The sequence below is a fragment of the Streptomyces sp. CT34 genome, assembly GCF_000805335.1.
GTDB lineage: Bacteria > Actinomycetota > Actinomycetes > Streptomycetales > Streptomycetaceae > Streptomyces.
Genome location: NZ_KN708638.1, coordinates 7,337,919 through 7,350,892, shown reverse-complemented (window position 1 = coordinate 7,350,892; position 12,974 = coordinate 7,337,919). Strand labels below are relative to the sequence as shown.

The 12,974-nt window shown below is 72.8% G+C and carries 12 protein-coding genes and 2 pseudogenes; 2 read left to right on the top strand and 12 right to left on the bottom strand.

Annotated elements, in window-relative coordinates; translation table 11 throughout:
* Window positions 1-6: 6 nt before the first annotated feature.
* The 7 genes and pseudogenes from RZ84_RS32040 to RZ84_RS32010 all read right to left on the bottom strand — a co-directional run bounded on the left by RZ84_RS32040 (window position 7) and on the right by RZ84_RS32010 (window position 7,452).
* Entirely contained in the window at window positions 7-627 is a 621-nt protein-coding gene (locus RZ84_RS32040) for a GTP-binding protein (protein WP_043267922.1), read from the bottom strand.
* Window positions 605-940 (bottom strand): DUF742 domain-containing protein, encoded by a 336-nt coding sequence (locus RZ84_RS32035; RefSeq protein WP_052230601.1) that lies wholly within the window; start codon window positions 938-940, stop codon window positions 605-607. The genes RZ84_RS32040 and RZ84_RS32035 overlap by 23 nt, the downstream gene beginning before the upstream one ends.
* 65 nt (window positions 941-1,005) lie before the next feature.
* Entirely contained in the window at window positions 1,006-1,455 is a 450-nt protein-coding gene (locus RZ84_RS32030) for a roadblock/LC7 domain-containing protein (protein ID WP_043267920.1), read from the bottom strand.
* Window positions 1,445-3,487, bottom strand: a complete 2,043-nt coding sequence (locus tag RZ84_RS32025; protein ID WP_043267918.1) for a sensor histidine kinase — start codon at window positions 3,485-3,487, stop codon at window positions 1,445-1,447. Before RZ84_RS32025 ends, RZ84_RS32030 begins: the two co-directional genes overlap by 11 nt.
* Window positions 3,488-3,776: 289 nt before the next feature.
* On the bottom strand, window positions 3,777-4,982 hold the full coding sequence (locus tag RZ84_RS32020) for an MBL fold metallo-hydrolase (RefSeq protein WP_052230310.1): 1,206 nt from the start codon (window positions 4,980-4,982) through the stop codon (window positions 3,777-3,779).
* Between the two features lie 590 nt (window positions 4,983-5,572).
* Window positions 5,573-5,878 (bottom strand): annotated as a pseudogene (locus tag RZ84_RS42070) (GNAT family N-acetyltransferase); the annotation flags it as partial.
* A gap of 167 nt (window positions 5,879-6,045) precedes the next feature.
* On the bottom strand, window positions 6,046-7,452 hold the full coding sequence (locus RZ84_RS32010; protein ID WP_043267915.1) for an NAD(P)/FAD-dependent oxidoreductase: 1,407 nt from the start codon (window positions 7,450-7,452) through the stop codon (window positions 6,046-6,048).
* A gap of 410 nt (window positions 7,453-7,862) precedes the next feature.
* On the opposite strand from RZ84_RS32010, the gene RZ84_RS32005 reads away from it, so the two are divergent.
* Complete coding sequence (locus tag RZ84_RS32005) at window positions 7,863-8,855, top strand: carbohydrate kinase family protein (protein WP_078894425.1); 993 nt, start codon at window positions 7,863-7,865, stop codon at window positions 8,853-8,855.
* On the opposite strand, the pseudogene RZ84_RS42545 reads toward RZ84_RS32005, so the two are convergent.
* The 4 genes and pseudogenes from RZ84_RS42545 to RZ84_RS31990 all read right to left on the bottom strand — a co-directional run.
* Window positions 8,834-8,989, bottom strand: a pseudogene (locus RZ84_RS42545) (DUF6745 domain-containing protein); the annotation flags it as partial. The gene RZ84_RS32005 and the pseudogene RZ84_RS42545 overlap by 22 nt on opposite strands.
* A 266-nt stretch (window positions 8,990-9,255) precedes the next feature.
* Complete coding sequence (locus RZ84_RS32000; protein ID WP_078894423.1) at window positions 9,256-10,161, bottom strand: SAM-dependent methyltransferase; 906 nt, start codon at window positions 10,159-10,161, stop codon at window positions 9,256-9,258.
* An 11-nt stretch (window positions 10,162-10,172) separates the two neighbouring features.
* Complete coding sequence (locus RZ84_RS31995; protein WP_043267913.1) at window positions 10,173-10,436, bottom strand: DUF397 domain-containing protein; 264 nt, start codon at window positions 10,434-10,436, stop codon at window positions 10,173-10,175.
* Between the two features lie 7 nt (window positions 10,437-10,443).
* Window positions 10,444-11,310, bottom strand: a complete 867-nt coding sequence (locus RZ84_RS31990) for a helix-turn-helix domain-containing protein (protein WP_043267911.1) — start codon at window positions 11,308-11,310, stop codon at window positions 10,444-10,446.
* A gap of 181 nt (window positions 11,311-11,491) precedes the next feature.
* On the opposite strand from RZ84_RS31990, the gene RZ84_RS31985 reads away from it, so the two are divergent.
* Complete coding sequence (locus RZ84_RS31985) at window positions 11,492-11,908, top strand: ATP-binding protein (protein WP_347232812.1); 417 nt, start codon at window positions 11,492-11,494, stop codon at window positions 11,906-11,908.
* A 61-nt stretch (window positions 11,909-11,969) separates the two neighbouring features.
* Here the strand turns inward: RZ84_RS31985 and RZ84_RS31980 are convergent, their stop codons facing one another.
* On the bottom strand, window positions 11,970-12,770 hold the full coding sequence (locus RZ84_RS31980; protein ID WP_043267909.1) for an SGNH/GDSL hydrolase family protein: 801 nt from the start codon (window positions 12,768-12,770) through the stop codon (window positions 11,970-11,972).
* Window positions 12,771-12,974 lie beyond the last annotated feature (204 nt).

Here is a 12,974-nt window from a genome sequence, read left to right as displayed (position 1 = left end):
GGTAGTTCACGGGAGCTCCGGGGTGGCGGCGAGGGCGGGGGTGAGCAAGTACTCGACGAGGGACACCAGGACATGGCTGCCGGAGGAACACTGCCGGGCGTCACAGAGGACGACCGGGACCTCCGGCGCGAGGTCTATGGCGGCGCGCACCTCGTCGGGCTCGTAGTGGTAGGAGCCGTCGAACTCGTTGACGGCGACGATGAATTGGATGCCGCGACGCTCGAAGAAGTCGACCGCGGCGAAGCACTGGTCGAGGCGCCGGGTGTCGGCGAGGATGACCGCGCCGAGGGCGCCGTCGGACAGTTCGTTCCACAGGAACCAGAAACGGGTCTGACCGGGCGTGCCGAAAAGGTAGAGGACATGGTCCGAGTCGAGGGTGATCCGGCCGAAGTCCATCGCGACGGTCGTGGTGTTCTTCTCCTCGACCCCGGCCAGGTCGTCGGTGCCGACGCTGATCTGGGTGATGAGTTCCTCGGTGCTGAGCGGCTCGATCTCGCTCACCGCACCGACGAAGGTGGTCTTGCCGACCCCGAACCCGCCCGCGACCAGGATCTTGAGCGCGGTCGGGAACGGATCGGGGCCGGGGTCCCCCGTGTCCCGGGGGTCACAGTCGTTGACGAAGTCCATGCAGCACCGCCTCCAGCAGCGCACGGTCGGTACGGGACGCGGACCCGGCCGAAACGGCGGCGGGGGCCCGCGCGGTGAGCGCGCCGCAGGCGACGAGATCGGCCAGGAGCACCTTGGTGACCACGGCCGGAAGCCGTATGTGCGCGGCGATCTCGGCGACCGAGACCGGCCGTTCGCACAGCCCCAGGACGCGGACGTGGTCCGGCCCCTGGGAGCCCGCGGGTCGCCGTCCGGTCGCCAGCACCAAGGTCAGCAGGTCGAACTGCGCCGTGGGGCGGGTCCGGCCGGTACTGACGGTGAACGGGCGGATCATCTCGCCCGCGGCCCCGTCGTACAGGGGTTGCCCGCCCGGCCACCGTCGGCGAGGCAGGGCCACGGTCAACGACCCTCCGCCGGGGCCTGATGGCGCGCGGGGGTGGACAGGTACGGCCGGACGCTCTTGACGAGCATCCCCATCTCGTAGCCGAGCACCGCGGCGTCGGCATCGCGCCCGGCGAGCACCGCCAGGCAGGCGCCGGTGCCGGCGGCCGAGACGAACAGAAAGGTCTCCTCCAGCTCGACGACGACCTGGAGGACGTCGCTGCCCTCCCCGAATCGCGCGCCGGCGCTGCGGGCGAGCGAGTACAGACCGGAGGCCAGCGCCGCCATGTGGTCGGCGACATCGGGTTCGAAGCCGTGGGAGGCCTTGACCAGGCCGTCGGAGGACAGCAGAACGGCGCTTCGGGTGTGCGGTACGCGCTGTACGAGTCCGGTCAGCAGCCAGGAAAGGTCGGTGTGCTGACCGCCGCGGAACTCGGCGTGCGTCTGCGCATGCACATCACTCACCATGATTGTGGTCGTCTCCTCGGGGGCGGGCCTTCGGGGCGTCGTGGTCAGGGTCGAAGGGCAGGTCGGGTTCACCGGGGCTGCCGGGAACGCCGTTCTGCCCCGGGGGGTGGCCGGCGCCGTCGGCGGTCTGGCCGGCCGTGGTACGGCCGGCCGCGTAGCTGGGGTCGCCGAGGCTGAAACCGCGCTGGAAGGCGGCCATCAGGTTGGGGTCGTGGATGCGCTCGGTCCCCTGACGGCGGGGCAGCTGCCGCGGGTCTTCGCGGAGTTCGGGCGCGATGTGGGTCTGCTTGATCCGGCGCGGCAACCGCGGCCGGGACCCGTTGTCGGCGGCGGGCGGCGGGGGCGGCAGGACGACGGGGCCCGGGTCCGCGGGCCGGCTGTCGGCGGGGGCGGCCGGGCGCGGGTCGGCGGGCGGCGTGGGCCGGCCGTCGGCGGGCGCGGCCGGACGGGGGACGGCGGGCGCGGCGGGCCGGCCCTCCGCGGGCGCGGCCGGGCGGGCCTTGGCGCCGGCCGGCGGACGGATCTCGATCGCGCCGGCGTCGATGTCGGCATCCGCCGCGAGGCGGGCCATCGCCCGGTGGTAGGCGACCATACGGGCGGCCTCGCTGCCGGCGTCGGTCGTCGCGTCGAACCCCCCGCCGGGGTAGATGAGGTCGTCGTGCCGCCCGTACCCGCCGTCGTGCGAGGAGCCGGCACCGCCCTCGTCCCGGCCGTCGCCCGGGGCGCGCCCGTGACCGGCGGCGGGTTCGTCGCGGTAGTCCAGGGACGCCTGGGGCACCACCGAGCCGTCGAACTCGTCCCGTACCTGCGCGGAGTTGGCGCCGAGCAGCGACGGCGGCAGGATCAGCACGGCCTGCACGCCGCCGTAGATGTTGCTCTGCAACTGGACGACGATGCCGTGCCGCTGGGCGAGCGAGGAGACCACGTAGAGACCGATCCGGCCGTCGTCCAGCAGCTCGGTGAGATCCATCCGCTCGGGGTCGGCGAGCAGCCGGTTCATCTGCTCCTGCTCTTCCCCCGACATCCCCAGGCCGCGGTCCTCGACCTCGATCGCGAGCCCCGCCTTGACGTGCTGCGCGCGCACCGTGACCGGTGTCTCCGGGGCGGAGTAGATGGTGGCGTTCTCGACGAGTTCGGCGAGGAGGTGGACGACATCGGCGACGGCGGTACCGCGCAGGGTGCCCTCCACCGGCGGCACCAGCTTGATCCGCGGGTACTGCTCGACCTCGGCGGTCGAGGAGCGCAGTACCTCGGTCATGGTGATCGGGCGGGTCCACTGGCGACGGGAGACGGCGCCGCCGAGCACGGCGAGATTCTCGGCGTGCCGGCGGACCCGGGTGGCCAGATGGTCGACGACGAACAGGCCCTTGAGCAGGTCCGGGTCCTCGACCTGGTGCTCCAGCTCGTCCAGCACCTGGATCTGACGGTGCACCAGGGATTGCAGCCGCCGGGCGAGGTTGACGAAGACCTCCAACTTCTGCTCGTTCCCGGTGGCGTTGGAGCGGGCGATGCTCACCGCGTCGATGACGGCCGCCTCGGCGGCCCGGCCCGCGGCGGCGACTTCATGGGCGAGCAGGTCGAGGGCGTCGCCCCCGGGCTCCGGCGCCGGCTCGGGTTCGCGGTGCTCGAGCCACTCGTCACGGCGGACCCGGTCGAGGAGGTCGTACAGCTCGGACTGGCTCCGGGCGCACACGTGACGCAGCCGCGCGTAGCGGCTCACCACGGCGCGCGCCTCGGAGTTCGCGGCGACGCCGGCGATCAGCACGATGACGCAGACCACGACGAGTCCGCTGGTGAGCACCGGCCATTCCCGGCCGGTGAGCCGGGCGCCGCCGCTCTGGACCACGAAGGCGGCGACGCCGGTGCAGATGACGGCGACGAGCAGACAGGGGACGGCGGCGAGCCGGACCAGCCGGGCGCGTATCGCCGAGTCGGCGGCGGATTCGGGAAGCGAGGCCCGGCCGTGCCGTCCCCCGTGGGACCTCTGAGCCTCCTGGGACGTCTGGGTCCTCTGGGGGGGTGCGGTAGGCATGGGCGCCCTCCGGATCGGCCGTTGGCAGTTCGCGGAGTTCGCACGCTAGTTGGTACGGGGGTGGTGTTCGGACCCACTTCGGGGTTTCGCTACCCCGCGCCAGCTCCCTGGGTAGGCATGGCGCGCACGGCAGTGCGAAAAGATACGAACTCCCGTTCAGAGAACGGGAGTTGAGTCCACAACGACCGCGCCCCGGCGGCGGCCGTCCTCCCCGGAACCCGCACGCCGCCCCGGAAGCGAAGTCCTCCCTCCGTACGCCAGCACCGCCGCCGTATTCGTCGCCGCGCGGTCACCGCTCGCCGACGAGGTCGTCGCCCACCAACACGTCCGCCGCCTCCGCGGCCTCCGCGGTCGCCGCCACCGGCGGCCAGGCGGGCCAGCCATGGACCGGCGGCACGGCAACCGCCCGCCACCACGGGTCCACCGCCGGCTCGTCGGCCGGCTCGAACGGCTCCCCCGGCCGGGGCGCGACGGACGCCACGCCGGCCTTGTGGGCCGCGGACATCATCCACTCCGCCGGCTCCGCCCACGGATGCGGGGCCAGATTGAAGGTGCCCCAGTGGATCGGCAGCAGCGCCCCGGAGGGCTCGCCACCCTGGAGGTCGAGGTGGGACTGCACCCCTTGCGCGGGGGTCATGTGTATGTCGGGCCAGAAGTCGGAATACGCGCCGACCTGGATCATGGTCAGGTCGAACGGGCCGTGCGCCGCCCCTATTTCCACGAACCCGGGGAAGTAGCCGGTGTCGCCGCTGTGGAAGATCCGGTGCTCGGAACCGGCGACGGCCCAGGAGGCCCAGAGCGTGTGCTGCGGGCCGCGCAGGCCGCGCCCGCAGAAGTGCTGGGCGGGCGTGGCGGTCAGCGTCAGCCCGCCGACCCGGGTCGCTTCATGCCAGTCGAGCTCGGTGACGCGCTCCGCGGGGACACCCCAGAACTCCAGGTCGGCGCCGACGCCGAGCGGCACGACGAAGGCCGCGCCCGAGTGGACCAGGCCCCGGATCGTGGGCATGTCGAGGTGGTCGTAGTGGTCGTGCGAGATCACCACGGCATCGACCGGGTCCAGCTCCGCCAGCTCCACCGGCACCGGATGCAGCCGCTTGGGCCCGGCCCAGCTGAACGGGGAGCAGCGCTCACCCCAGACCGGGTCGAAGAGCACCCGGTGGCCGTCGATCTCCGCGAACACGCTCGAGTGCCCCATCCAGGTGATCCGCAGCCCGGAGGCGGGCGGCCGGCTCCAGGCCGCGGCGGTCGGGCGGTGCACCGGAATCCGGCCCACCGGTGCCCGCCGCAACCGGCCCCCGCGACTCAGCTGCGTACGGGCCATCGGCAGCGCGCCGCCCCGGAGCAACTGCCGGGTGGGCGCCGGATTGCGGAACTGCCCATCCACGAACTGCGGCGAGCTGCGCATCCTGGCCAGCCGCTCCCCGGTGGGCTCGGCGCCGAAGCTCGCGGGGCGCAGCGCGGTGAGCGGAGTACGGCGGGATCGGGATGCGGTCACGGCACCTCCATGGTCGGGGCGGTCGCGAAGTGAACGGGCCGGGTGGGCGGAGGGTTCCGGCGCGCCCGAGCCGCCCCGCACCGCCGTACGGCGCCACACGCGGTCCCCGGACTCAACACCGTCGCCTTCCGATACCAACCGCGCGACCTGCCGCGGCATTCCGGTCAGGGGTGTGAGCTGCGATGCGTCAGGTATGCCCCCTCCTTGTCAGACGTCCCCCTCCGGACGTGCCGTCCCGGCCCACCGCAGGCGTCCGGCGCTCGTCGGGCGCACCACGGCCCCACACCGGCCGACCGCTGCGACACCTCGACCCTTGCGACACCCGGATGCATACCGCAACCCGGACGCGGCCATTCGGGTGAGAACGAGGACGGGGGCGGAACCGGGGGCCGGGGGCCGAATCGCCCCCGGGCCGCCGCGCCACGTGGCAATGGCGCACCGCCGCCACCGGAGCGGGTCGAGCAGGTACCGGGCCGGCGAGCAGGCGGGCGGGCCCGGACGCCGCGACGCAAGCGACCGCTCCGACCCGCCCGACCCCGTATCCGCGCCACCCCTACCCCCCCCGGCCGCCTTCCGCCTCCGCCTTCCGCCTACCGAGGCCGACCGGCCCGTCCGAACTCCGTCCGCACGCGGTCCTCGACCGGGCGGTAGCCGAGCCGCTGGTAGAGGGGTTGCTGGTGGGGTTGCCGAGGTCCGTGAAGAGCAGCGCCCCGGTCGCCCCCGCGCGCCGGACGGCCCGGGAAACGGCGGCGGTCACCGCCCCCGCATAGCCGCCTTCGCGCAGCCGCGTCCGCGCAGCTCGGGCGGGGAGTGGACGGGGGCGCCCCGGACCGTGCCGACGAGGGCGCGGGTGGCCCCGGCCATCGCGACGGGCGCCCGCCGGTCTCCCAGAGGGTGCACCGGCCGACGCCGCACGAACTCCCCGGTGGCCGCCTCGAAGACAGCGAGGTCCTGTGCCGTCGGCCCTGTCATGCCGCCCCGCCCTTTCCCGGCACCCGTGGCCGCCGCATCCGGTCTTCCGGCCCGGGGCCCGCTGCGGCCCGGAGCCCGGCGGCTCCCGCGGTCAGGCGCGTTCGACGGCGGCGGGCGGCCTGGGCAGGCCGGGGCGGCGCGGCAGCAGGACGGTGCGCAGGAGGATGCGCGGGGCCATCAGGCGGGAGGGCGGGGCGGTGAGGCAGAAGACGTCGCGGAAGGCGCCGCCGACGACGCGGTCGATGGCGGCGCGGGCGGACAGCCGACCTATGTACCACGTCGTCAGCCGCTCGCCGAGGCCCGCCCTGCCGTCGCCGCCGTCGGTGTACGGACGGTCCGCGCCGACCGCGGCGAGCCAGGCGGGCTCCGCGGCGCGGGCGACCGCCCGCTGCGCCCGGGCGGTGGTCCCGGGGCGCAGCCCGCCGCTGTCCGCGAGGGTGTCGCGCAGCGCCAGCGCACCGAGCGCGGCCACCGACATGCCCTGGCCGTAGACGGGGTTGAAGGTGCAGTTGGCGTCCCCGAGGACCAGGAAGCCTTCCGGTGCCGCCCCGGGGCGCTCGAAGTGACGGCGCCGGTTGCGGGTGTCGCGGAAGCCGTGCACCGGCGAGACCGGTTCGGCGCCGGCGAGCAGTTCGTGGACGTACGGGTCGCCGACGGTCGCGCTGAAAGCGGTGAACTCCGCGTGGTCCGTGGGCGGATGGTGGCCACGCACCCCGGAGAGGGTCAGCAGCCAGTTGCCGTCCTCGACGGGGACGTACACGGCGCCACGCGGGCACTCGGGCCAGCCGGGGATGTTGACGCCGATCTCCGGTGCGGCTGCCGGCCCGCCGGGACGGTACATCCGGGTGGCGTAGGCCAGGCCCGAGTCGACGCTCTCCTCCTGCGGCGCTTCCCGGCCCAGTGCGGCGTACCACCGGGGCGCGCGGGACCCGCGGCCGGAGGCGTCCACGACCAGGTCGGCCGGCAGCGCCCGCTCCGGACGGCCGCCCCCCCCGCCGTTGCGGCTGCGGACCTTGACGCCGGTCACCCGCCGGGCGTCGCCGGTCAGCCCGACGGCCTCGGTCGCCTCCAGGACCTCGACCCGGGTGGGTGAGCCGGCCGCCGCCCGCAGTGCGCGCTCGCGTACCACGGCGTCCAGGACCGGTCGGGTGACGCTGAGCGTCGGATGCCGGCGGTCGTCGAAGCGGCGCTGCCAGCCGGTGGGCGTACGGGTGACGAGATCGCGCGGCAGGTAGAGGCTCCGCGCGCCGGCCGCGGTGAGCGCGTCGACCGTGCCGGGCAGCAGCCGGTCCAGCGCGCGCTGCCCACCGCTGAGGAGAACATGCAGATGGCGGGCCTGCGGCACGCCCTTGCGGAAGACCTGCCCGGCGGGATACCGGTCACGTTCGACGACGGTGATCGCGTCGACATGGCCGCACAGGGCCGTGACGGCGAGCATGCCGGCCAGCCCGCCGCCGATCACGACCGCGGTACGCCCGCCGTCGGTGTGCTCTGCCATTCGTACCTCATCTTCCCCACGGCCCGTACGGCCCCCGGCCGGCCCCCGGTCACCCTTTCCGGAGCCTCGATCCCTGACGGACCTCAGACTTCAGCGCCCTCCACATCCTGTCAACGGCCGCCCCAACACCCCCTTTCCGCAGCCGAGTCGAGCCCTTCTGCGGCTCCGGCAAGGAACCCGCGCCGCGCCTCACACACCGTCAGCCACGCCGCTTCACCCGCCCGCCTCCGGCCGCCACACCTCCGCACCGGTTGCGCGCACCGCCGTCCCTCCGGCGGGTCACGCCGGTCCCTGACATCCCGATATGCGGCGACTGTGCGTCTACACTCCCGACAGCGGGCGCGCCGCGCCCGCAGCCGCTCCCACCAGCAACGGGATTCGTCTCTTCAGCAAGGGATTCAGGGACGCTTGTGACCTTCGAGCAGGAATCTGAGCCATATGACGTCCTCGTCGTCGGCGGATCGGGGGTGGACACCACCGTGCGGGTCGACGCGCTGCCCGTACCGGCCGCCGACAGCCACGGAGTGCCGCCCATCCGCGAAGACGCGGGGCACACGGGCACCGGTGTCGCGCTCGGCTGCGCGGCGCTGGGGCTCACCACCGGATTCGTCGATTTCCTCGGCGACGACCATCCAGGCACCCTGATCCGCGAGCGCCTCGCCGGCAGCGGTGTCGACTTCCATCCGCTGATCTCCCCGCACGGGACCCGGCGGGCGGTCAATCTCGTTTCCCCCGACGGGCGTCGGATGTCCTTCTACGACGCCCGCGACCCGCTCGATCTGCGGATGCCGCAGGAGCACTACCTCCCCCTCCTGCGCCGCACCCGGCATGTCCATCTGTCCATCACCCACTTCGCCCGCTTCCTCTACGACGACATCGAGGCCCTGGGACTGCCCGTCTCCACGGACCTGCACGACTGGGACGGCCTCACCGAGCACCACCGCGATTTCGCGCTCCGCTCGGACCTGGTCTTCCTCAGCACGGTCGGCGCCGGGGAGCGGATCAGCTCCGTCATGCGCGAGATCCTCCGCGACGGACGCGCCGAAGCGGTGATCGCCACGGCCGGCGCCGGCGGTGCCTACCTCCTCACGCCCGAGGACCGCACCCCGCGCCTGGTGCCCGCCGCGGTCCCGCCCGGCCCCGTCGTGGACAGCAACGGCGCCGGCGACGCCTTCACCTGCGGATTCCTCTACGGGCGGCGCAGGGGCCGGGACCTGGAGGAGTGCGCCCGCCTGGGCGCAGTGGCGGGCGCCTACGCCTGCACCGCGGAGGGCACCCACACCGCCCTCGTCGGACGGGCCGCACTGCGCGCCGTGCTCACCCCCTCTCCCCCGCCACCCGTGCCGGCCGCGGCCGATGCCCAGGCGACGGCCGACGTCGAGGTCTCCCCTACCGGCGCATAGCTCTCCTCCCCCAGCTCGAAGGTCCAGGCGACGCCCTCCCGGGCGGTACGCGTCCACGGCGGCACCCGCAGCCGGTACGTGCGGTGGGTGCCGTCCGGTTCGGGCGTGGAGTTGACCGCCTCGCCCCTCACCATCGCTCGTCGTCGCCGGTCCGTGTCCGCTCGGTCAGCATCCGAGTGGTGTCCCACAGCGGATCACCGGCCCGCCGCCGGTGCGCGGCCCAGCCGGCCCCCGCCCCAACTCACCGTGGGCAGCTGCCCGTTCGGCCGCCCACCGGCCGGGGCGGAACCGCGTCGCGCACGCTCGCACCCGACTCCGCCGGCGAGGCCGCCGGCACCCGGGCCGTCGCCGCCCGCGGCGGTGCGGACCCGGCAGGGGCGTCGGCGCCGGGCGGGACGGTTCAGTCCTTGCGCCCCACCACGCCGTAGAAAATGGTGTTGTTGAGCTCTTCCGGCGAGGGCACCGGGCCGTCCGGCCGCCAGAGCGGCACCCGGACGATGCCCGGCTCCAGGGGCGCGAACGGCCCGAGGATCGCGGCGATCTGGGCCTTGGTCCGCAGCACGAGCGGAGTGCTGGCGCTTTTGTAGACGTCTTCCACGTTCGACCGCGCCACCTCGTCGGTGCGGCCCTGCGGGTATCCCTCGTAGGGCTCGTGGGTCCCGTGCGAGAGCACCAGATGGCTGCCGGCCGGCACCGTCTCGGCCAGCCGGGCGATCAGGCCGGCCGGGTTGTCCTCGTCCGCGATGAAGTCCATCACGCCGCCGATCAGCAGTCCCACCGGCCGGTCGAAGTCGATCAGTTCGCGGACCACCGGGTGGTCGAGCAGCGCCTTGGCATCGCGGATGTCGCCCAGGACGAATCCGGTCTCGGGGGTGTTGGCGAGCCGGGCCCGGGCGTGGGTGGCGACGATCGGGTCGCTCTCCACGTACACCACCCGGGTGCCGGGGGCGGTCTCCCGGGCCACCTCATGGGCGTTGGGCGAGGTGGGGATGCCGGTGCCGATCTCGACGAACTGCCGGATGCCGGAGGCGACCACCGTGCGGACCGCACGCTGGACGAACGCGTGGTTGGCACGGACGCTGTCCCGCACCTGGGGATACACCTCGATGACCCGGTCGGCGGCCACCCGGTCGACCTCGTAGTTGTCCCAGCCGCCCAGGAAGTAGTCGTACATCCGGGCCGGGTGCGGGCGGCTGGTGTCGATCTCCTCGGCCGAGAAGCCCTGGTGCTCGGGTCCGGGAGGGTACGGTCCGATCTCCGGTACGCCGGACCCCGCCGCCTCCGGAGTGCAGTGCTGGTCGCTCATGGCGTCCCCCCTCAGTGCGCCGGGCACGGCGCGGCGGAGAGCAGGAAGTCGGCGTGGCCGGCCTTCGCGCCCTCGATGAAACTGACCATCTCGCGGTGCGTGTAGATCAGTGCGGGACCGTCCGGGTCGGTGGACTGGCGCAGGGCGACCCTGCCGTCCCGAAGGCGCATGGCCTCCAGGCACTCGCCGCCGTTTCCGCCGCTCCACGGCTTGTGCCAGCCCTCGGTGCCGAGTTCGTTGGCGGGCATGCCGTTGTAGATACGTATGCGATCCATGGGGGGTTCAGATCTCCTTGCGAAAGCCACCCAGAATGGCCTCGGTGGCGTGTGCCGGCGCGGCCTGCGCACACATCCGGTCCAGGGCCTCCAGGTACTGCGAGACGTCGTTGCGCTGGTCGAAGTACACGGCTCCGACGAGGCTTTCCGCATACGCGATGTCCGGGAGCTCCGGGATCGGGAAGCGGAAGATGTGGAACGGCCCGTACATGGCGGGGTGCGGGCCCGCGGCGAAGGGCATCACCTGGAGCCGCACGTTGGGCAGCTCGGTGGCCTCCATCAGCCGGGAGATCTGATCGTGCATCACCTTGGGGCCGCCGATGGGCCTTCGCAGCACGGTCTCGTCCATGACCGACCACAGCATCGGCGCGTTGTCGCGGGTCAGCAGCGCCTGCCGCTCCATGCGCAGCGCGACGATCCGGTCGACGTCGGCGGGGGCGGCGTGCGGCATGCCGGCGCGCAGCACGGCGGCGGCGTAGTCCTCGGTCTGCAACAGGCCGGGGACGTAGTGCGGTTGGTAGGAGCGGATGAGGTTGGCTTCGCTCTCCAGGCTGACGAACGCGCTGAACCACTCGGGGAGTACGTCGCGGAAGCGGTGCCACCAGCCGGGCCGGTTGGCCTCGCGGGCGAGGGAGAGGAAGCCCTCGATCTCCGCCTCGTCGGTGACGCCGTAGGTCGCCAGCAGCTTTTCGACGTAGGGGAGTTTGAGTCCGACCTCGGCCTTCTCCATCCGCCGTATCGTGGCGTGCGTCACATCGAGTGCCGCGGCGGCCCGCTCGAAGGAGAGCCCCGCCTTCTCCCGCAGGTCCTGCAGTCGCTTGCCGAGCACCACCCGCAGGACGGTCGGTGCACCTGCAGACCGTGGGTCCGCCACGTCCGATCCCCTCCAACCAGCTTCAGTGTTCAGCAGTGTGTCATGCCGTCATCAGCTCGAACAGACTGCAGTTTCAATTCTGCAAATTACAGAGTGATCCTTGCCAACGGTGACCAACATCGCACATAGTTATGTCGTGGCTTCCTACAAAAACGCTCCCTCGTTAGGGCGATGCGGCGGATTGCTCGCCCAGAGCCCGCAGGACGCGTTCCACTTGCCGGCGCGATGTACGTCCGTGCCCGAGGCGCGCAGGCGCGTCAGCACACTGCTGCGCGAGTGGGGTGCGGCTGAACAGGTCCGCGACGACGTGGAGTTGGTGGTCACCGAGCTGTTCACCAACGCGGTCCGGCACACCGACAGCGAGAAGGTCGGCTGTGAGGTCACCGTCATCGGCGCGCACATACGGATAGAGATCACCGACGAGGGCGGCCCCGGGGCCGCCGCGCCGCACGCCCAGCCGGGCAGCCTCGACCAGGAGGGCGGACGCGGCCTGTTCCTGGTCGGCGCGCTGTCCGACAGCTGGGGCACCCGGTCCGACGTCGGCGGCCGGGGCCAGGTCGTCTGGGCCGATCTGCCCTACCGCGGCAGTACGCACTGAGGCCCCGTGCCGCCCTCAGGGCGGACATCGGGGCCTTCTCGTCACGCGTACGGCAGCAGTGCTACAGCGGCAGCAGGTCCGGCCGCTTGGGCTCGACGTGGTCGCCGGACGACTCGCCGCGCAGCCGGCGGCCGATCCACGGCACGAGGTGCTCGCGCGCCCAGTGGATGTTGTCCCGCCGCGCCTCGGCGGCCGACCGCTCCGCCTCCGGAGGCCACGGCTGGTCCGGGTCGGCCGGCACCGTCAGCCCCAGCACCTGCGCGGCGCGCAGCGCCACCCGGGTGTGCCCGTCGGCGGACAGGTGCAGCCGGTCGTCGCTCCACGCCCGCCGGTCCTGCACGGACTTCAGCGACCACAGGTCGAGTACCGGGCAGTCGTGCCGGTCGGCGATGGCCCGCACATGGGCGGTGTATGTGGCGATCTTGCCGCGCAGATGCTTGAGGACCGGGACCCCGCGGGTGTCGAAGCCGGTGCACAGCAGCACCGTCCCGACCGACTCGCGCAGATCCGCCACCGCCGCCTCATAGCGCTCGGCCACCGCGTCGGGGTCCGAGCCCGGCCGCAGGATGTCGTTCCCGCCGGCACAGAACGTCACCAGCTCGGGGGCGAGCTGTTTGGCCCGGGGCACCTGCTCCTCGACGATCTGGTCGAGCAGCCGCCCCCGGACGGCGAGGTTCGCGTAGCGGAAGTCCCCCTCGTTCCGCTGGTCAGAAAGCAGGACCGCGAGCCGGTCCGCCCAACCGATGTACGCCCCGTCACGGCCGGGATCCCCGACCCCCTCGGTGAAGCTGTCCCCGACGGCTGCGTACGACCCGATGGCGCTCTGCGCGCCGTTGCTGTTGTTCTTCGAATCGTCTGCCACGTCAGGACATACTTCACCTTCCGAAGTGACTTACGCCACCGTAACCAGGGGTTGACGTGAGGTGATTAATGCCACCAGGTCAAATTCCATTCAAGTCGGAATAAGAATCGGGCATGCAGTGCTCACCCAGCGCACCAAATCAGCGATGATGCCCGCCGCCACCGGAGCGTTGGCCTCCGATTGCCTATTGCATCAATGTCGTAT